19 protein-coding genes are annotated in these 18105 nt (G+C 69.0%); 12 read left to right on the forward strand and 7 right to left on the reverse strand.

Annotation, left to right across the window (positions count from 1 at the left end; all coding sequences use genetic code 11):
• Window positions 1-123 precede the first annotated feature (123 nt).
• Window positions 124-768 (reverse strand): response regulator, encoded by a 645-nt coding sequence (locus KME78_RS56190; RefSeq protein ID WP_219538276.1) that lies wholly within the window; start codon window positions 766-768, stop codon window positions 124-126.
• A gap of 125 nt (window positions 769-893) precedes the next feature.
• On the opposite strand from KME78_RS56190, the gene KME78_RS68550 reads away from it, so the two are divergent.
• Window positions 894-1454 carry a sigma-70 factor domain-containing protein gene (locus KME78_RS68550; RefSeq protein ID WP_219538277.1) on the forward strand — a complete coding sequence of 187 codons (561 nt, stop codon included), beginning with the start codon at window positions 894-896 and terminating at the stop codon, window positions 1452-1454.
• Complete coding sequence (locus tag KME78_RS68555; RefSeq protein ID WP_504740178.1) at window positions 1360-1797, forward strand: hypothetical protein; 438 nt, start codon at window positions 1360-1362, stop codon at window positions 1795-1797. The genes KME78_RS68550 and KME78_RS68555 overlap by 95 nt, the downstream gene beginning before the upstream one ends.
• Before the next feature lie 373 nt (window positions 1798-2170).
• On the opposite strand, the gene KME78_RS56200 is transcribed toward KME78_RS68555, so the two are convergent.
• Together KME78_RS56200 and KME78_RS56205 are read right to left on the reverse strand one after the other, a co-directional pair.
• The gene (locus KME78_RS56200) at window positions 2171-2845 is read right to left on the reverse strand and encodes a CBS domain-containing protein (RefSeq protein WP_219538278.1); all 675 of its coding nucleotides are present in this window, start codon (window positions 2843-2845) and stop codon (window positions 2171-2173) included.
• Window positions 2846-2951: 106 nt separating this feature from the next.
• Window positions 2952-5543: a bifunctional acetate--CoA ligase family protein/GNAT family N-acetyltransferase gene (locus KME78_RS56205; RefSeq protein ID WP_219538279.1), complete on the reverse strand. Its 2592-nt coding sequence runs from the start codon at window positions 5541-5543 to the stop codon at window positions 2952-2954.
• A 167-nt stretch (window positions 5544-5710) separates the two neighbouring features.
• Between KME78_RS56205 and KME78_RS56210 the strand changes: the two genes are divergently transcribed.
• The 4 genes from KME78_RS56210 to KME78_RS56225 are packed head-to-tail and all read left to right on the forward strand — an operon-like array spanning window position 5711 to window position 10135.
• Window positions 5711-7060: an amino acid permease gene (locus KME78_RS56210; protein ID WP_219538280.1), complete on the forward strand. Its 1350-nt coding sequence runs from the start codon at window positions 5711-5713 to the stop codon at window positions 7058-7060.
• Entirely contained in the window at window positions 7057-8232 is a 1176-nt protein-coding gene (locus KME78_RS56215) for an arginine deiminase (RefSeq protein WP_219538281.1), read from the forward strand. Before KME78_RS56210 ends, KME78_RS56215 begins: the two co-directional genes overlap by 4 nt.
• Window positions 8229-9158 carry an ornithine carbamoyltransferase gene (gene argF / locus KME78_RS56220; RefSeq protein WP_219538282.1) on the forward strand — a complete coding sequence of 310 codons (930 nt, stop codon included), beginning with the start codon at window positions 8229-8231 and terminating at the stop codon, window positions 9156-9158. The genes KME78_RS56215 and argF overlap by 4 nt, the downstream gene beginning before the upstream one ends.
• Window positions 9155-10135: a carbamate kinase gene (locus KME78_RS56225; RefSeq protein WP_219538283.1), complete on the forward strand. Its 981-nt coding sequence runs from the start codon at window positions 9155-9157 to the stop codon at window positions 10133-10135. The genes argF and KME78_RS56225 overlap by 4 nt, the downstream gene beginning before the upstream one ends.
• Before the next feature lie 37 nt (window positions 10136-10172).
• On the opposite strand, the gene KME78_RS56230 is transcribed toward KME78_RS56225, so the two are convergent.
• The gene (locus tag KME78_RS56230; RefSeq protein WP_219538284.1) at window positions 10173-10883 is read right to left on the reverse strand and encodes a DUF4389 domain-containing protein; all 711 of its coding nucleotides are present in this window, start codon (window positions 10881-10883) and stop codon (window positions 10173-10175) included.
• A gap of 229 nt (window positions 10884-11112) precedes the next feature.
• Here KME78_RS56230 and gap point away from each other — a divergent pair, with 229 nt between their 5' ends.
• The gene (gene gap / locus KME78_RS56235; protein ID WP_219538285.1) at window positions 11113-12096 is read left to right on the forward strand and encodes a type I glyceraldehyde-3-phosphate dehydrogenase; all 984 of its coding nucleotides are present in this window, start codon (window positions 11113-11115) and stop codon (window positions 12094-12096) included.
• 42 nt (window positions 12097-12138) lie between these two features.
• Here gap and KME78_RS68480 read toward each other — a convergent pair whose 3' ends face one another.
• Window positions 12139-13041, reverse strand: a complete 903-nt coding sequence (locus KME78_RS68480; protein WP_443687886.1) for a pyridoxamine 5'-phosphate oxidase family protein — start codon at window positions 13039-13041, stop codon at window positions 12139-12141.
• Window positions 13038-13787: an HAD family hydrolase gene (locus tag KME78_RS56250; protein ID WP_219538286.1), complete on the reverse strand. Its 750-nt coding sequence runs from the start codon at window positions 13785-13787 to the stop codon at window positions 13038-13040. The genes KME78_RS68480 and KME78_RS56250 overlap by 4 nt, the downstream gene beginning before the upstream one ends.
• A 128-nt stretch (window positions 13788-13915) precedes the next feature.
• On the opposite strand from KME78_RS56250, the gene KME78_RS56255 reads away from it, so the two are divergent.
• From KME78_RS56255 to KME78_RS56275, 5 genes are all read left to right on the forward strand, one after another.
• A complete protein-coding gene (locus KME78_RS56255; protein ID WP_219538287.1) occupies window positions 13916-14758 on the forward strand; it encodes a universal stress protein in 843 nt (280 codons plus the stop codon).
• A 143-nt stretch (window positions 14759-14901) separates the two neighbouring features.
• The gene (locus tag KME78_RS56260) at window positions 14902-15558 is read left to right on the forward strand and encodes a CBS domain-containing protein (RefSeq protein WP_219538288.1); all 657 of its coding nucleotides are present in this window, start codon (window positions 14902-14904) and stop codon (window positions 15556-15558) included.
• Between the two features lie 59 nt (window positions 15559-15617).
• Window positions 15618-16244, forward strand: coding sequence for a sigma-70 family RNA polymerase sigma factor (locus KME78_RS56265; protein WP_219538289.1), 627 nt, complete (start codon window positions 15618-15620; stop codon window positions 16242-16244).
• 46 nt (window positions 16245-16290) lie between these two features.
• Entirely contained in the window at window positions 16291-16776 is a 486-nt protein-coding gene (locus tag KME78_RS56270) for a nitroreductase/quinone reductase family protein (protein ID WP_219538290.1), read from the forward strand.
• Window positions 16777-16961: 185 nt separating this feature from the next.
• Window positions 16962-17180 carry a PLD nuclease N-terminal domain-containing protein gene (locus KME78_RS56275; protein WP_219538291.1) on the forward strand — a complete coding sequence of 73 codons (219 nt, stop codon included), beginning with the start codon at window positions 16962-16964 and terminating at the stop codon, window positions 17178-17180.
• Window positions 17181-17620: 440 nt separating this feature from the next.
• Here the strand turns inward: KME78_RS56275 and KME78_RS56280 are convergent, their stop codons facing one another.
• On the reverse strand, window positions 17621-17800 hold the full coding sequence (locus KME78_RS56280; RefSeq protein ID WP_219538292.1) for a hypothetical protein: 180 nt from the start codon (window positions 17798-17800) through the stop codon (window positions 17621-17623).
• Window positions 17801-18105 lie beyond the last annotated feature (305 nt).

Below are 18105 nucleotides of genomic sequence, written 5' to 3' on the forward strand. Positions count from 1 at the left end.
ACAAGGGCCGGACGAACACATCCGGTGGACGAGCCACGACTACCTCCCAGCTTTCAGAGGCAGCCAGCCTGACGGGTTCACCAGCCGAGATCAATTACCCGGTCAACGTTCCGGGACGGCCCACTAGTGTTCGTGGCTCTCCGCCCGTAGCCGGGCGGAGAGTGCGGCGGCTTGGGTGCGGCGTTTCATGTCGAGTTTGGACAGCAGGTTGGAGACGTAGTTCTTGACAGTCTTCTCGGCCAGGAACATCCGCTCGCCGATCTGCCGGTTGGTCAGCCCGTCGCCGATCAGGTCGAGGATGTGCCGTTCCTGCTCCGACAGTGCGGCCAGAGGGTCTTTTCTGACCGCTTGGTCGCGGAGGCGCTGGAGCATGGCGGCGGTGGTCTGGGGGTCCAGCAGAGACTGGCCGGACGCGACCGTGCGCACGGCGCCGACCAGGTCGGAGCCGTGGATCTGCTTGAGCACGTAGCCGGACGCCCCGGCCATCACGGCGTCGAACAGCGCGTCGTCGTCGGCGAACGAGGTGAGCATCAGGCAGGCCAGCTCCGGCAGCTTCGAGCGCACCTCACGGCACACGTCCACTCCGTTGCCGTCGGGCAGTCGCACGTCCAGCACCGCGACGTCCGGTTTGAGGGCAGGGATGCGGGCGATGGCCGCCTCTGCGGTCCCGGCCTCGCCGATCACCTCGATGTCGTCCTCGGAGTCCAGCAGCGCGGCCACGCCCCGCCGCACCACCTCGTGATCATCGAGCAGGAACACACGAATCATGCCTGCGACGCTACCGGAGCGCAGACCTGATCAAAAGGAACGAAAGTCCCCACCGCATAAGGCCTATCGGCGCTACGCCGGTCGCCGTCTCCAGCGTGTCCTGGATGGGGAACAGAGGAGGACGCATGGTTCTCGTAGGAGTGGACGGGCAGCACCCGCCCGATCAGGTGAGCGCCCACTTGGCCTGGATCGGCGATACTCCATTACTGACCCCTGGCCAGGAGGTCCGGCTTGCCAAGTGGATGGATGCAGGGGCTCATGCCGCTCGTCTGATCGAGCAACCGTCGCGTGGGCGAGCAGATCCGGTCGTCTCGTTACCAAGGGACCAACGTCGTGCCTTTCGGCCCTGCTGCGTCATGCATCCGAGCAGGACGCTCACGACGACGGAAGGAGCCGACATGTCATCGGTGATCGTTGAAAGATTACGCGATCCGGCCACCGGCGGCCGCGCCTACCGCGAGCACATCGGCATCGTGCTGCAGGAAGCCGGGTTCGAGGACGAGTTCTCTGTCGCCGAGCTGGTCCGGCTCTACCCCGGTTTCTACCCGCGTCCCCGCGATCCGTACGAGGTCATCGAGCAGGTCGGCCTCAATGGACGAAGCCCAGCACCTGGCCGACCGCGTGGCGGTGCTGCGTGCGGGCCGATTGATCGCGATCGGTTCGCCGGACACGCTCGTCGTAGGTGAGCGCGCCAGCGTGCTGTCCTTCCGTCTCCCCGAGGGTACGGTCGTCGCCGATCTGCCCACACTGACGGGCCGCGTCGAGGCGCACGGTGCGGCGGTGTCGCTCCAGACCGTGCAGCCGGCCACGGACATGCACGTGTTGACGGGCTGGGCACTGGAGCGCCGGATCGAGTTGACCTCCCTGACACTCTGGTCACGTCGGCGACCGCTGCCGTGCTCGTGCTGGTGGCCGCGTTCGGCTTCGGGGTGCGGATCGAACTCGCGATGGTTCCCGGGATGCTCGGCGCGATCGTCGTCGGCGCCGCGTGCTTCGCGGTGCTCGCCGCCCTGGTGGTGGCACTCGTGACCAAGCAGCAGACCGTCGGCGCGATCACCTTGGGCACCTTCCTGCCGCTGGCCTTTGTCTCCGACGTATTCGTCATCGGCGGGGAACTGCCTGGTGTGCTGAGAACGATTGGCGATCTCTTCCCGCTCAAGCACATCTCCCACACTGCTCGCCGTGCTGGATCCGGCAGGACGGCCGTGGCCCTGGGCCGACCTGGCCGTGGTCGTCGCCTGGACGCTCGCCGCGGCCGCGGTGCTCGCCCTCAAGGAAGGTGGGCTGAAGGCCGTCCAGTGAGTCGCGGCCTGATGGGCTTCCGCCTCGTTGCCCTGCCGGACCGGGTCGGTGCGGCGGACCGTGATGGCCGGGCTGCTCATGACCTCGCGGACGAGCATGGCTATCTGGCCTCCCAGACGGAGTCGTCGGTCTTCCAGGTCAGCTTGTTGACCACGTCGACGACGCCGTTGACGCGGCCGCTCATGCGGGCCGCGATGCCGGTTTCGGTGCGGCGGTCCATCTGGCCGGAGAGCGTCACGACACCCTGGTGCACCTTCACCTTCACCCCGGAGGTGTCCACCCACAGGCTGCGGTCCAGGACGTCGTCGCGTACCTCGGCGGCGATCTCCTCGTCGCCGCGCACGAACAGCTTGACCAGGTCACGGCGGCTGAGGATGCCTACCAGGCGGCCGTTGGGGGCGACGACGGCGAGCCGCTTGACATTGTGGGCGTCCATCAGGCGGGTGGCGACGACCGCCGACACCGTGGGGGAGACGCTGATCGCAGGGCTGGTCATCAGCTCGGCGGCGGTGTCGCCTTCGGCCTTCTGCCGGCCCTTGGGGTGGCGTAGCCGGGCGCGTAGCGGCGGTCGGTAACCCTCGCGGTAGAACTCCTCCCGGAATTCCTCCTTGCGCAGCAAGTCGGCCTCGGACACCATGCCGATCACATGGTTGTCGTCGTCCATGACCGGGACGGCGCTGATGCCGCCGGTGATGAGCGCCTGGGCGATGTCCTTGAACGGGGTGGCGGCGGTGACCGAGACGACCTTGGTCGTCATCACGTCCGCGACGGTCATACGCATGATGGTCAGCTCTTTCTGGCTTCTTGTTCGGTTGCTTTCATCACATCTTGCGAAACAGACGTGTCCTAGGGACGGAAGTCCTGAACTGGGCAGTTGTTGGTCAGCGCAGGTGGCGCAACAGCGGCGAGGGCGGTGGCTCGCAGGGGGCGACTTTGAGTCGGGCATCGACCGTGGTGGCGCCATCTGGGCCCACGATGACCGGGTTGAGGTCGAGTTCGGCCACTTGGGGCAGGTCTTCGAGCAGCCTGCCGACGCGTACGAGCTGGTCGGCCAGGGCATTGACATCGACGAGCGGTGAGCCGCGGTAGCCGTGCAGCAGCGGGGCGCAGCGCAGCTCGCCGATCATGTCGGCGGCGTCGGTTACGGGCGGCACCCGGAAGGCGCGGTCGGCCAGCAGATCGGCCATCACCCCACCCATGCCGACCATGACCAGCGGCCCGAACGCCGGGTAGTTGACCCCGCCGACGATGATCTCGACGCCGCCCGGCAGCATCCGCTGGACGATCGCACCGGTCATTTCAAGACCAATGTGGGATGACATTTCGCGATATGCCTGGTCCACCTCCTCGGGAGTTCGTAGGTTGAGCCGGACCCCGCCGACGTCGCTCTTGTGCACGGGACCGACGGCCTTGAGCACGGCGGGCAGCCCGACACGCGCCGCTGCCGCGGCGGCGGCCTCGGGACCGTCCACTTCGACGGATTCCACCAAGGGCACGCCGTAGCAACCGAGCAGCCTGGTGATGGCAGCGGGGGAGAGCCAGCCGCCCTCGGGGTGTGCAGCCAGCTCCCCTTGGATGATCTCGCGCGCCGTCCGCTCGTCCACCGACACGGGGACGACGCCGGGATCGGTCCGGTCCCGGCGCCATTCGGCGTAGCCGACCGCGTGCGCGAGGGCCTCGACGGCCTGCTCGGGGAAGGCGTAGGAGGGCACGCGGCCGTCGATGAGCCCGTCGTGGCCCACCACGCAGGCCAGCACGGGTTTCGCCGCATCCTTCGTCGCGTCCGCGATGGCCTGCCGGGTCGCCTCCAGACCGGAGCCGAACGGCGGGGTATAGACGACGAGGATCACGTCCGCCTCGGGCGAGGCGGCGAGCGCCGCGACAGCGGCGCCGATCTCGGCCGCACTCGCATCCGCCGTCAGGTCCACCGGATTACCCAGCGCGGCGGCGGCCCGAGCGTTCAGCAGTCCGGGAGGCAGTTCGGGAACGATGAGGCCGTGGCGCTCGCAGGCGTCGGCGGCCATCGCCTGCGGTCCGCCGGAGTTGCCGACGATGGCTACCCGGCGCCCGCACGGAAGCGGCTGGGTGGCCAGTAGCTTGGCGGTGTCGATCAGCTCATGGACACTGTCGAGCCGAATCACGCCGGCGGCGCGGGTCAGCGCGTCCACCGCCACGTCCGGGGTGGCCGCGGCGGCCGTGTGCGAGCGCACCGCCCGCCCTCCGGCTCCGCTGCGGCCGCTCTTGACCAGCAGAACCGGCTTGCGCGCGCCAACGCGGCGGGCGATGCGGGCGAACTTCCGCGGGTTGCCGAACGACTCCAGATACAGCGCGATCACATCGGTGTCCGCGTCGTCCTCCCAGTACTCCAGCAGGTCATTACCGCTGACGTCGGCCTTGTTGCCGACAGAGACGAACGAGGAGACCTCCAGCCGGTCCAGTAGCGCGGCTCCGACAGCGCCCGACTGCGACATCAACGCCACCCGGCCGCGTACAGGATGGTGCGGCAGGAAACTGGCATTCAGTCGGGCCCCGGTGTTCACCACGCCCAGGCAGTTCGGGCCGACCAGTCGCATTCCGGATGTACGGCAGATCCGCAGCAGTTCCGACTCCACGTCACCCTGCCCTGCTTCGGCGAACCCCGACGTCAGCACCACCAGCCCGGCCACCCCTGCGGCCGCGCAGTCACGGGCCACCTCCAGCACGTGCCGGGCGGGCACCGCCACCACCGCCAGGTCCACGCCGTCAGGGACCTTGGCCTGGCACGGCAGCCCGGCCACCGTGGCGGCGCTGGGGTTGACCGGGTGAATCGGTCCGGCGAAGCCGCCGTCGATGAGATTGCGCAGCACCTTGTGCCCGACCGCGCCCTCGTTGCGGCTGGCGCCGATCACCGCCACCGAGCGGGGTGCGAGCACCCGTGTCAGTGACGCCCGCCCGGCCTCGTGGTCGCGGGCGGCGATGCCATCCCGCAGCGCGGGGGTGGGCTCGGCGGCGATGCTGATGTGCAGCGACCCATCTTCGAAGCGCTGGGTGATGTCCAGGCCGAGATCGCGCAGCACTCTGATCATCGGCTGGTTCTCGGTCAGCACGTCAGCCACCAGCTCGCGTACGCCGTGCGCCGCCGCGTCCAACGCGATGTGCTCCAGCAGCAGCGTGCCGAGGCCGTGCCCGTGGACGGCGTCGTCGAGGAGGATGGCCAGGTCGGCGCTCCCGTCATCGATGGGGATGTACTCGGCGACCCCGGCCAGCCGGCCGTGCAGGCTGGCCACCAGGGCGTGACCGCGGTACTTGTCGCCGGTGATGCGATCCATGTAGGCGTGCGCGGTGTTCCGGCCGCCGGTGAAGAAGCGCAGGTAGGCCGAGCGCTCCGACGAGCGGTCCACCAGCTTGTGCAGAGCTTCCCGATCGGCGGGGCCCAGTGGGCGCACATGGGCGATACCCCCGTCGCGCAGCAGGACGTCGTATCCCTCAGGCATGCCGGATCTTCCCTTCACGCGGCGTGGCTCTCATCCCCGAGCCTGTCCGGGGGCCGGTGCGACAGGCAGTGCCGTACGGCCCTCCCCTTGGGGACGAAGGTCCCTGCTGACCGAGCGGTCGAAGCGTGAGGCTGGGGCCATGGATACCTGAAGGAAGGGAGATCACCATGTCCGTCACCTCGTTACCGCGCCGCCGCAAGCTGGGTCCGTGGATGGCGACCGCGCTGGTCGTCGGGAACATGATCGGCTCGGGCGTGTTCCTGCTGCCCGCCTCGCTGGCCGCCTTCGGCAGCGCGAGCCTGCTGGCATGGGTGCTCACCTCGGCGGGCGCGTTGCTTTTGGCGCTGGTCTTCGCCCGGCTCGGCCGCGCCTACCCCAAGACCGGCGGCCCGTACGCCTACGCCCGCCGCGCCTTTGGTGACTTCGTCGGGTTCCAGACAGCCTGGGGGTACTGGATCGCGGTCTGGGTGGGCAACGCCGCCATCGCGGTGGCGTTCGTCAGCTACCTCGGCTACTTCTGGCCCGCGCTGACAGATACCGCGCTGGCCGCCTCGGGGCTGGCACTGGCGGCCGTCTGGTTGCTGACCGGAGTCAACATCCGGGGCGTGCGACAGAGCGGCTGGGTACAGCTCGTCACCACCGTCGCCAAGCTACTTCCGCTGATCGGCCTGGCCGTGGCGGCGCCGTTCTTCGTCGACGCCGGCGACTTCACCCCGTTCAACCCCAGTGACCAGGGCACATTCGGGGCTGTCACGGCTGCTGCGGCGCTGACGCTGTGGGCGTTCATCGGCATCGAGTCGGCCACCGTGCCCGCCGAGGACGTGGAGAACCCCGAGCGGACGATCCCGCGGGCCACCATGATCGGCACGATCGTCTCCGCCGCCGTGTACATCCTGGGCACCGTCGCGGTGTTCGCCGCCGTGCCCCGCACGCTGCTCACCCAGTCCACGGCGCCGTTCGCGGACGCCGCCGAGGCGATGTTCGGCGGCTGGGCCGGCACCGCGGTCGCGATCGGTGCGATCATCAGCGCGTTCGGCGCGCTCAACGGGTGGATCATGCTGCAGGGGCAGGTGCCGCTGGCGGCCGCCCGTGACGGGCTGTTCCCGCGGGTGTTCGCCAAGCTGTCGCGCTGGGGCACTCCTGCTGTCGGGCTGGTCGTCTCCAGCGTCCTGGTCACCGCCCTGATGGTGCTCAACTACAACGCCGGACTGGTCGAGCAGTTCAACTTCGTGATCTTGCTGGCCACTCTCACCACTCTGATTCCGTACGCGTACGCGGCGGCCGCGCAGCTCATGCTGGCGCTCACCGACCGCGAACACTTCTCCGGCAGGCGGCTGGCGACCGACCTCACGATCGCGGGCCTGGCCTTCGCCTACGCGCTGTGGACGATCGCGGGATCGGGCTACGAGGTGGTCTACAAGGGCACACTGCTGCTGCTCGCCGGTATCCCGGTCTACGTGTGGCTCAAGCACCGTGACCACGACACCACGGTCCAGATCAACAAGAAGGCGGCATGACGGTGTTCCAGGTCGACAGCGAGGTAGGCCGGTTACGGCAGGTCATCCTGCACCGGCCCGGGTTGGAACTGAAGCGGCTGACCCCCACCAACTGCGATGAGCTGCTCTTCGACGACGTGCTGTGGGTCACGCGCGCCCGCCAGGAACACGACGCCTTCGCCGACACCCTGCGCGAGCGCGGCGTCACGGTCCACCTGTTCGACGAACTGCTGGCCGAGACGCTCAAGCTGGACAAGGCCCGCGCGTGGGTGCTGGACCGCGTCGTCACGGAGGCCGCCTTCGGCCCCACCCTGGCGCCGCCGCTGCGCGAGGCGCTGGAGGAGATTCCATCCGACGCTCTCGTACGACACCTCATCGGCGGGCTCACCAGGCGCGAACTCGGCCTGCGCATCGACAGCCTGCGCCTGGCGGGGCTCGGTGAGGACGACTTCGTCCTGCCGCCGCTGCCCAATCACCTGTTCACCCGCGACGCCTCCGCCTGGATCTACGGCGGAGTGTCCCTGCACCCGATGGCCAAGCCGGCTCGCCGCCGGGAGACCACGCATGTGGCCGCTGTGTACGCCTTCCATCCCTTGTTCGCCGGGAAGGCGCCGATCTGGTACCCGGCCGAGGCAGAGCAGCCCGCCACCATCGAGGGCGGCGACATCCATGTCGTCGGAGACGGCGCCGTTCTGGTCGGGATGAGCGAGCGCACCACGCCGCAGGCGATCGAGCTGCTGGCCCGGCGCCTGTTCGAGGCGGAGGCCGCCGAACGCGTCATCGTCGCCGCCCTGCCGAGGAAGCGGGCGTTCATGCATTTGGACACCGTGATGACCATGGTCGATCGCGGCGCCTTCGTGGCTTATCCGGAGCTGCCGCCGCTGCGCTCGTTCACCCTCACCCCTGGCTTGCGGGTACGCGAGAACGACGACCTGTTCAAGGCGCTCGGCGCGGTCCGCGTGTTGCGGGCAGAGCAGGACGTCTGGGCGGCCGAGCGCGAGCAGTGGGACGACGGCACCAACGTGCTGGCCATCGCCCCAGGCGTGGTCGTCGCCTACGAGCGCAACGTCACCACCAACACCATGCTCCGCAAGCACGGCATCGAGGTCATCACCATTTCCGGCGCCGAGCTGGGCCGCGGCCGGGGCGGCCCCCGGTGCATGAGCTGCCCCATCGAAAGGAGCCCGCTGTGAAGGACCTGCTGCGCGTCGCCGACCTGTCCCCGCACGACCTCGCCCATCTTCTCGACCGCGCCGAACACTTCGCACGCCAACCCCTCGATGCACGCGAACTGCTCAGCGGCCGGACCGTTCTGCTGTACTTCGCCAAACCGTCCACCCGCACCCGGATCTCCGCCGAGACCGCCGTGGTCCGACTCGGCGGGACACCGCTCACCGTCGGACCGGCCGAGCTGCAGCTCGGCCGCGGCGAGACCATCGGTGACACCGCCCACGTCGTCAGCTCCTACGCCTCCGCCGTCGTCATCCGGACCTTCGCCGACGACGACGTGAAAGCCTTCGCCCAGGCGGCGCACGTCCCGGTGATCAATGCCCTCACCGACGGCCACCACCCGCTGCAGGCGCTCGCCGACCTCATGACGCTCCGCGAGCACGTCGGCGACCTGCGAGGACGCAAGATCGCCTACGTCGGCGCCGCCACCAACGTCACGCACAGCCTCATGGAGGCCACCGCCCTGGCCGGGCTGTCGATGGCCGTCGCGACTCCCGACGCCTACCGCCCCGATCCGGCCGTCGAAGCCGTGGCCAGGAAGCTGTCCACCGGCGGACAGCTGCTTCTCACTGACGATCCCCGCGAGGCGGTCGCGGGCGCGGACGCCGTCTACACCGACGTGTGGCTGTCCATGGGCGATGCGGCGGAGGAGAAGGAGTCGCGCGTCGCCGCGCTGACCCCGTACCAGGTCACCGCGGAACTGATGGCCGCCGCCCGCCCCGGCGCGATCTTCCTGCACTGCCTGCCCGCCCACCGCGGCGAGGAGGTCACGGCCGAGGTGATCGACAGCCCCGCGTCCCAGGTGTTCCACCAGGCGGCCAACCGGCTGCCCACGGCGCAGGCCGTACTGGAGGCGCTGCTCACCCGTACCCTGGCGGGAGCCCTATGAGGATCGTCATCGCGCTCGGCGGGAACGCGCTGCTGCACCGCGGCGAACGCGCCGACGCCGCGACGCAGATCCGCAACGTCACGATCGCCGCCGAGCAGATAGCGCGCGTGGCCGCGCGCCACCAGGTCCTCATCGTGCACGGGAACGGTCCTCAGGTGGGGTTGCTGGCCGAGGAGAGCGAACGCGACCCCACACTGGACCGCGGCTATCCGCTGGACACCCTGGTGGCAGAGACGCAGGGCATGATCGGCTACTGGCTGGCGCGGAGCATCGGCCGCCGCCTGCCCGACACTCATGTGGCCGCGCTCATCACCCAGGTCCGCGTGGACGCTGCCGATCCGGCCTTCGACCGTCCCGAGAAGCCCATTGGCCCCTACTATCCGGCGGCGGAGGCCGAGCGGCTGGCAGGGCAGCGCGGCTGGGCCTTCACCCAGGACCGGCACGGCATGCGGCGCGTCGTCCCCTCGCCCCGGCCCACCGAGATCATCGAGCTGCCGATCATCCGACACCTGTTGGACGACGGTTGCCTGGTGATCGCGGGCGGCGGAGGAGGAGCGCCCGTCATGGCCGACCAGTCGGGAGTGGAGGGCGTCGTGGACAAGGACCTGGTCGCCGCGCTCCTCGCCGAGCAGGTCGGGGCCGATCTGCTGGCCGTCCTGACCGACGTGCCCTACGTGTACGCCGAGTACGGAACGCCCCGCCAGCATCCCATCGTGTACGCGGCGCCTGGCGAACTGGACGCCGGATCGTTCGCGGCCGGCTCCATGCGGCCGAAGATCAACGCTGTCCGCGCGTTCAGCGGCGCCACCGGACGACCTTCGGTCATCGGTGCCCTCGACGAGTTGGAGGCAGTCGTGACAGGCGCTCGCGGCACCCGGATCCAACCCAGGACCAAAGTTCCCCCTGACGACGAGAGGGACGCCCCAAGCGACGGGGGCCAGGAGACAGCGATCAGGCGGAGGATGCCGGACCGTTAGGCGTCGTCCTCGTCCCACAGCAACTCGTCGCGCACGTCTACGACGCCATCGACCCGGGCCGCGCGACGGGCGATGAGCGAAACAGTTCATGGCCGCCCTGCTCCAGACGGAAGGGTGGGTAGGCGTCGGTCATCAGGCAGGCGTAGGCGGCCACCCGCAGCGCCCACCGGTTCATGCCGAGTACGAGGTCGAAGATGCCGTGCGGGTAGCGGCCGGTGAACAGGAGGAAGGCGGCGGCGATGAGGACCAGCAGCCCGATCAGGCCGCCCCAGTCCAGGGTGTAGAGCACCCCGCCCGCGTCGGGCAGCCCGCCGCGCCAGGAGATGGCGCTGCCGCTGGTGAACAGGCCCACGATCAGGTAGTGGGGGATGGCCAGGAGCCACCATTTGACCAGTACCAGCCCCCGCGAGAGCCGCTCGGGGTAGTCGATCTCCAGCGTGGCCGGGTAGTCCGGGGCGGGGCCGAGGGTGAAGGGCGGGTAGCGGTCGGTGCCTAAGGCGCCGTAGCTGTAGTAGGCCACCCGCCAGGTCCAGCGCAGGACGCCAAGGTTGAAGTCGAACAGCGCGCGCGGGTAGCGGCCAGTGAACAGGATCGCGAAGAACGCGACGACGGTGAGCACACCGAAGGCGATCCACAGGAAGCCGAGCACGATGTAGTGGGGAATCGCCAGGATCCACTTGACGATCCACAGGCCCCGATTGAGCTGTTCTTCCAGCCGGGCCTCGACACGCACGGGATAAGGATTCATCTATCCAGCCCATCATCCGGTTCACCAGGTGACAGCAGCCGAAAGTCCTCCATACGGGCGCCGTTGGGCCTGTACCACGGCGGCTCACTCTCGCCGCTGTCGGTGCGTGCGTTGCGCTGCGACCCCGGTTCAGCGTCGAGGATCCTGTGCTCCCATTGGGGTCGAAGGTCCCATCCCGCGGGGACCGTTGCCTCTGAACGCCGAGCCCGGTCCGCCGGACGATGGCGGCATGAGAATCGGAATCAATGGCTTCGGCAGGATCGGCCGGGCCGTCCTGCGTCGCGTGCTCCGCACCGACCTGGAGATCGTCGCCATCAACGACATCACCGACGCGGCCGCACTGGCCCACCTGCTCAAGCACGACTCCACTTATGGCGCGCTCGACCTTCCCATCACTGCCTCCACCGACGCTCTGAGCGTCAACGGCACGAGCATCGCGGTCAGTGCTCATGCCGACCCCGCCGAGATCGATTGGCGTGCCCACGGCGTGGAGCTGGTCATCGACTCCACCGGCCGTTTCCGGACCAGGGACGCGTTAGCCGGCCATTTGAAGGCGGGTGCCCGCAGGGTGCTGCTGTCGGCTCCCGGCAAGGGCCTGGACGTCACCATCGTGCCCGGCGTCAACGACGTCGCCTACGACCCGGCCCGGCACGAGATCGTCTCGCTGGCCTCGTGTACCACCAACTGCGTCGCTCCCATGGTCAAGGTGCTGCACCAGAGCTTCGGCCTGAGGCGCGGGTTCATGACCACCATCCACGCCTACACCGGTGACCAGATGCTGCTGGACGGGCCGCACAAGGACCCGCGCAGAGCGCGTTCGGCCGCGGTGAACATCGTGCCGACCACCACCGGCGCGGCCCGCATGGTCGGCCAGGTGCTGCCCGAGCTGGACGGCAGGCTGGATGGCATCGCCATCAGGGTGCCGGTCGAGGACGGCTCGATCACCGACCTGAGCGCCCAGCTCTCCCGCCCGGTCACCGCGCAGGAGGTCAACGACGTTTTCGCCGCCGCTGCCGCGGGCGAGTTGCAGGGCATCCTGCGTTACAGCACCGATCCGCTCGTCTCCCGCGACATCATCGGTGACGCGGCCTCGTGCGTGTTCGATTCCGGGCTCACCCAGGCTGGCGGCGATCTGGTCAAGGTGTTCGGCTGGTACGACAACGAGTGGGGTTATGCCAACCGGCTGGTCGAAATGGCCCAGCGAATGGCGTGACGCCGGAAGGGCTTTCTGGTTCGGGATTTTCGTCCCTTCGGTTCACCGGCCGTGGATGCGGCGGCCGGTGATCTGGTGCGGGATGATGCGGATGTAGAGCTGCCGGTCGCCGCCGGCCCACGGGGTGACGTCGGAATCGGGGACCTTGGCCAGTTCGTCCGCCGACACGTGGTGGGCGGCACCCTGGATGAGGACGCTCCAGCCCTCGTGCTGTATCTCGTCCATCCTGTCGACCTCGAAACCGATTTTGATCTCCACGCCTTCCTGACCGGTACGCAGATCCTGGTCCATGGGGCCGCCGTACGCGGTGCGAAACACGATGGCGCCGTCGTGGAGCTTGTAGTTGACGGGCAGCACCGTCGGTCCGTGCGAGCCGTTGAACGCCACGCGGCCGACACCGCCGGGCGCAACCAGGCGCAGACACTCCTCGGGCTCAAGCACTTCCAGAAACGCGGAGCAAGCCGTAACCGGCGCAGGGCCACCGAACCGGGCCGGACCAGTTCTCGGCGGTGAAGGTGGTTTCGAGCGCTGCCAGATACGGGTCGGCCATGGACACCAAACGGCGTTGCCGTACGAGGGTGACGCGGCCCGCCTCGTCGCGCCAGCGTGATCCCCGCAGCAGCACCCCCTGCCGCAGGTCGAGCTCCTGGCGGTACTCCAGCAGGTCAGCCCGCTCCGGGCGGAACCGCGTCGAACCGGGGTGGCGAACGTCAGTGGCAGCCAGTCGGGCAGATTGACCAAGTCCTCATTGGTGACCGTGCGGCCCGCGACCGTGGAGGCCAGCCGGTCGTAGCAGCCCGCGGCGTAGGTGCCAGGCGTGCGCACCTCGCCGTCAGGCGTCGCGCCGCGCGTGGCGAACCGGCCATTGCCCAGCGTGCACAGCACCTCGCGTAACCACTCCGAGGCCGGGTCGAACCCCTCGTAGGCGAGCGTCCAGGGATTCATCGCCGCAACACAGGGACGCGGCCGGTGATGGCCAGCTCGGCCAGATCCGTCACCATGACGTCCGCTCCGGCGCGACGCATCGCGGCCCGCTGCGAGCCCGTCCGATCCACGCCGACTACCAGGGCGAAGCCGCCTCTGCGGCCGGCCTCGACACCGGGCAGCGCGTCCTCCACGATCGCCACCTCGCCCGCCGGAAGCTCCAACCGGTGAGCGGCGTCCAGGAACAGCGCCGGGTCAGGCTTACCCGGCAGGCCCAGCCGCGCGGCTTCGGTACCGTCGACCAGCACGTCGAACAGGTGCATCAGCCCTGCGGACGAGATCACCGCGCGGCAGTTCCTGCTCGCCGACACCACGGCGGTACGGCAACCGCGCCGCCGCAACTCGCGCAGCAGGTCAACGGTCGAGCCGAAGGCGGCCACCCCATGCCTGTCGATCTCCTGGACGAACAGCGCGTCCTTGGCCAGCCCGAGCCCGTGCACGGTCGGCGCGCCCGGCTCATCCTGCGGCCCGCCTTCGGGCAGGCAGATACTGCGGGAGGCCAGAAACGTGCGCACCCCGTCCAGACGCGAGCGCCCGTCGACGTAGCGCAGGTAGTCGGCGCTGATGTCGAACGGGGTGGAACGGCCGCCCAGGAAAGCGTCGAACACGTGCTTCCACGCGGCCGCGTGGACCCGGGCAGTGTCGGTGACCACACCATCGGTGTCGAAGACGACCGCACGGAGCCGCGTCAGATCGATGGCTGCCATGCCCATGACGCTACGCACCCGTCACCGGCGCGAACAGGGTCCTTCGGCTCTTGCCTGACAGACTTCCGGCCCTGCAACGGTGCTCCGTGAACGAGTCCGATGGAGAGGTGACGAAGGAGGAAAAAATCATGATCATCGTAGGTGTGGATGGCTCAGTGACCGCGCGGGCCGCAGTGGAGTGGGCGGCCAACGACGCCTTCCGGATGAGAGAGCCACTGCGGATCGTGCACGCCGTGGACCGCTCGCCGTACCAGATCGGCAGGTTCGCCAACGTCGCTCTGCCCGACACGCTGCTGCGAGAGGGACAGCGGATCCTGCGCGAAGCGCTGGCCCTGGCCCACGAGCGTCAGCCCGGCGTCGAGGTCACGACGCAGGACATCGAGGGCGCGCCCGCCGAGGTGCTGCGCGAGCAGGCCGAGGACGCGACCGAGATCGTGCTCGGCAGCCGCGGGCTCGGCGGGTTTGCCGGAGCGCTGCTGGGCTCGGTCAGTACGCACGTGGCGGGCCACGTGCATGGCCCCGTCGTGGTCGTACGCGGCGATCACCAGCCGGTGCGCGGGGAGATAGTGGTCGGTGTGGACGACTCGCCCGAATGCGAGCCCGCGCTGGCCTACGCCTTCCGGCAGGCCAAGCTGCGGGGGAGCGCGCTGAGGGTGGTGCACGCCTGGCAACTGCCGGTGCACGCGTTCGCACCCGGGGTGCCCTACGACATGGATGAGGTTCGCGTAGCGCAGCACCAGGTCGTCCACGACCGGCTGGAAACGTTCAAGAAGGACAACCCGCAGGTGACGGTCGTCGAGGACGTCCAGCCAGCGCAGCCGGTGGAAGCCCTCACCGACGCCTCCGCCCGCGCCGACCTGCTGGTGGTGGGCTCGCACGGCCACGGCGCGACGGGAGCGATGCTGCTCGGCTCGGTCAGCCGCGGGGTTCTGCACCACGCCCGCTGCCCGGTGGCGGTGGTACGCGCATAGAAGCCTTCTGCCGACGAGGAACACGACCCGCAGCCCGTGGTCCACGCCTTGCAGGACCAAAGGCTCTGCGAGGAGGGACGTTCGCCCATGCCGCCCATGGCCGCTCAAAGCGCATCGTTGGGGAGAGAGATGAGGAGGCCACCATGGCCATCAAGGTCAGGGACGTCATGAGGAACGTCGCCATCGCGGTGCGGGAGGACGCGTCGTTCGCCGAGATCGTGCGTACGATGCGCCGATACACCCTCGGGGCGGTCAGCGTGATCGATACTGATGGTCGGCCTGTGGGAGTCGTCTCCGAAGACGATCTGCTGCTCAAAGAGATGGACCCGGTACGGCACAGCGCTCCGATCTTCGAGAGCCGCAAACGGCGCGAGGAGCATAAGAGGGCGGCTGCGGTCACCGCGTCGGCGCTCATGAGCACGCCCGCGATCACTGTGACCCCGGCAACTCCGGTTCGCGACGCGGCCCGGCTGATGCACGAGAAGCGGATCAAGCAACTGCCGGTGATCGACGCGGTCACCGGGCGCATCGCCGGCACTCTGCACCAGTCAGACGTGCTGCGCGTTTTCACCCGGTCCGCGGGCGAGCTGGAGAGCGACGTCAGGGCCGTGATCGGTGACCGGACGTCGGTGTCGGTCAGCGTCTCCGGTGGAGTGGTGCGGCTCAGCGGCCGGATGGCACGCGGCTCTGAGGTCACCCGCCTGGTGGAGGAGATCCACCAGGTGGAGGGCGTGATTGACGTCGTCTCCGAGTTGACCTGGGACAGGGGCGATCTCATCGTCGTCCCGCCGCTGCTGTAGAGGCCCGACATGGAAGCCACCTGGCGGGCGGTGAGCATCGGCGAGGTCGTCTGGCCGACGTGATCCAGGACGGCAACCTTGGGCTGATAGAGGCAGTCAAGCGCTTCGACCACACCCGGGGCAACCGGTTCTCCACCGTCGCTGTCTGGTGGATCCGCAAGGCCATCCAGCGAGGGCTGGAGTTCGCCCCCACGGTGCGGCTGCCGATCGGGATGCGGGACCAGTTCGCCAAGATCGCCCGTGCGGAGATGGCGGTCACACATCGGCTCGGCCGCACGCCTACGGAACGCGAACTGGCCGAGGAGACGGGACTAAGGCCGGCGAAGCTCCTCACCTTGCGAATGCTGCCGCGGGAATGCGTCAGCCCGGACACGGTGGTGGGTGAGGGGCCGCACCGCTCGACGCTGGGCGAGCTGCTGGAGGACGTTCAGAGCCTGCCCGCCGACCAGCTTGTCGAGCGCAAGGCGCTGACGGAGGTACTCACGTCACTCATCGAGGGGCTGGCTCCACGGCAGGCACTGATCATGCGGCTGCGGTTCGGCCTGGACGGGTACGCCACGCACACGCCCCGGCAGATCGCCAGGCAGATGGGGCTGACCCCGTATTGGGTGCGTCAGTTGGAGAAGGAGTCGCTTGCCTGGATGCGCCGCCACGGTAGCAGGGGATTGCAGGCATGGGCATCGTGACCCGCCTCGGGGCAGGTTGCGGCAAGAATTTCTAGGTAGGTGGGACATGACACACGACGCACATCGACCCGGACGCTGGTACCGGTGGCTTTATCGAGGCGGCCGGCCGAACCGCCTGGCGCGGGCGATGAACCGGTTCTCCGCCATCCTCCATTCGGCGGGGGTGATGCCAGGCCGCCTGGTGACCTTGGAGGTCCCTGGGCGGCGTAGTGGCCGCGTCATCTCTTTCCCTCTGGTCGTCGCCGACTATGAGGGGGAGCGCTATCTGGTCTCGATGCTGGGCCAGAACGCGAACTGGGTGCGCAACCTCCAGGCTGTTCAGGGGCGGGCGGTGCTGCGGCACGGCCGCCGCGAGAGGGTTCGCCTCGACGAGGTCGAGCCCGGTCTGCGCGCCCCCATCCTGCGCCGCTACCTGGCATGCGCGCCCGGCGCCCGCCCGCACATCCCGGTGGACCGGCGGGCCCCGCTGGAGGAGTTCGAGCGGATCGCGCCCCGCATTCCGGTCTTCCGCATCACGGCCTACGCCGGCTAGGAGCGGTGCGTACTCCCAGGTGGCGCGAGGAACCCCCATCTGTTCGCCGGAGCGGCGATCCGCGACGTGGTCCCCACAGTGGCGGTGGCCAAAGGCCTCTGATCTTGGGCCCTTCGGCCCGGGACGACCGGCGGGGAGCCTGACAGGCTCCTGATGGAGGTACGCCGAGAGAAGGGACAGGGCTGATGCGCTGGAACGAGCTCTCCGAACGGCAGCAGGGCCTGCTGTTAGTGGCTGTGTCAGCAGAGTTCGCATTGACCGCGACGGCGGCGGTGGACCTGTGGTTCCGGCCTAGGGACGAGGTTCGGGGGCGTAAGGAACTGTGGTGGCTGGGTATATTCGTCCAGCCGATCGGACCTGTCGCTTACCTGATGTGCGGGCGGCGGTCCCGGTGCGGGCGCTAGGCCGGATGCGGACCCGGCTGGTCAACCCGATCGTCGCATGGGTGTTGCGGACCCCGTTGCACGACCTGCTGTCGCGATGGGTGGTGCTCGCGGAGATCACCGGCCGCAGGAGTGGCGCGAGGCTGCTCGTGCCGGTCCAGTACAGCCAGCAGGGGGACACGCTCACAGTGATCAGCCGCGGCTCCCGGCTGTGGTGGCGCAACCTGGAAGGCGGCGCGCCGTTGCGGGTTATCTTGCGCGGGGCGACGCATGCGGGCTATGCGACGGTCAGTCACAGCCCCGCGCGGGTGAAAGCCGCAGGACAGGGACAGCTCGTCGTCGTGCACGCGTGGGAACGCGTGCCGCGCGCAGGACGCCGCATGCTCGGCACTCGCCGTACGACGACCGGGCGTACGAGCGGTCGTGCGTCACGGCCGCCCCAGGGTTGGCTCGGGCGTGCCTCAGTTACTCGGAGCCACGCCGGTCGGCGTGCGCTGAAGGTTCTCCATGGCCTTGACGAGCGCGAGGTTCGCGGCGGTCAGCGTGCGGACCAGCTCCTCCAGCTTGTCGACCCGCTGTTTCAGCGACAGTAGTTCGGAGTCGAGCGCCGACGACTCCATGATCATTCGTCCGCCGATCATGATCGGTTCACCTCCATAGAGCGGTACAAGCACATCGTGGGCGCCACCACAGCAGTGCGACAGCGGCGAACGTCCCCGACCGGCAGGACCAAAGGCACTGGCCGCACAGATCCGGTGGGCGGACGCGCGGTGGAGGCATGGACGCGGCCACTCAGGCCCTGGTGGGCTGAACGACGCCGAGGCAGCACGCTGGATGTTCGAGCACGGCTGGTGGCGCGGCCGGTCGTGCGCCTCGGTCCACAGGCTTACCGCGGCTGGCAAAACAGGGGCCGATCGCCCTGACGGGAAGGGACTTCAGCCTCTGC

The organism is Nonomuraea guangzhouensis, assembly GCF_019396345.1.
GTDB classification, from domain to species: Bacteria; Actinomycetota; Actinomycetes; order Streptosporangiales; family Streptosporangiaceae; genus Nonomuraea; species Nonomuraea guangzhouensis.

Bases quoted from the DNA above. Each gene is read 5' to 3' on its own strand.
- KME78_RS56205 (WP_219538279.1), bottom strand. From the start codon at position 5,543: ATGCCTGAGGGATACGACGTCCTGCTGCGCGACGGGGGTATCGCCCAT.
- KME78_RS56280 (WP_219538292.1), bottom strand. From the start codon at position 17,800: ATGATCGGCGGACGAATGATCATGGAGTCGTCGGCGCTCGACTCCGAA.
- KME78_RS68555 (WP_504740178.1), top strand. From the start codon at position 1,360: ATGGACGAAGCCCAGCACCTGGCCGACCGCGTGGCGGTGCTGCGTGCG.
- KME78_RS56255 (WP_219538287.1), top strand. From the start codon at position 13,916: ATGATCATCGTAGGTGTGGATGGCTCAGTGACCGCGCGGGCCGCAGTG.
- KME78_RS56225 (WP_219538283.1), top strand. From the start codon at position 9,155: ATGAGGATCGTCATCGCGCTCGGCGGGAACGCGCTGCTGCACCGCGGC.
- KME78_RS56190 (WP_219538276.1), bottom strand. From the start codon at position 768: ATGATTCGTGTGTTCCTGCTCGATGATCACGAGGTGGTGCGGCGGGGC.
- KME78_RS56210 (WP_219538280.1), top strand. From the start codon at position 5,711: ATGTCCGTCACCTCGTTACCGCGCCGCCGCAAGCTGGGTCCGTGGATG.
- KME78_RS56230 (WP_219538284.1), bottom strand. From the start codon at position 10,883: ATGAATCCTTATCCCGTGCGTGTCGAGGCCCGGCTGGAAGAACAGCTC.
- KME78_RS68480 (WP_443687886.1), bottom strand. From the start codon at position 13,041: ATGAATCCCTGGACGCTCGCCTACGAGGGGTTCGACCCGGCCTCGGAG.
- KME78_RS56250 (WP_219538286.1), bottom strand. From the start codon at position 13,787: ATGGCAGCCATCGATCTGACGCGGCTCCGTGCGGTCGTCTTCGACACC.
- KME78_RS56260 (WP_219538288.1), top strand. From the start codon at position 14,902: ATGGCCATCAAGGTCAGGGACGTCATGAGGAACGTCGCCATCGCGGTG.
- KME78_RS68550 (WP_219538277.1), top strand. From the start codon at position 894: ATGGTTCTCGTAGGAGTGGACGGGCAGCACCCGCCCGATCAGGTGAGC.
- gap (WP_219538285.1), top strand. From the start codon at position 11,113: ATGAGAATCGGAATCAATGGCTTCGGCAGGATCGGCCGGGCCGTCCTG.
- KME78_RS56200 (WP_219538278.1), bottom strand. From the start codon at position 2,845: ATGACCGTCGCGGACGTGATGACGACCAAGGTCGTCTCGGTCACCGCC.
- KME78_RS56275 (WP_219538291.1), top strand. From the start codon at position 16,962: ATGCGCTGGAACGAGCTCTCCGAACGGCAGCAGGGCCTGCTGTTAGTG.
- KME78_RS56270 (WP_219538290.1), top strand. From the start codon at position 16,291: ATGACACACGACGCACATCGACCCGGACGCTGGTACCGGTGGCTTTAT.
- KME78_RS56215 (WP_219538281.1), top strand. From the start codon at position 7,057: ATGACGGTGTTCCAGGTCGACAGCGAGGTAGGCCGGTTACGGCAGGTC.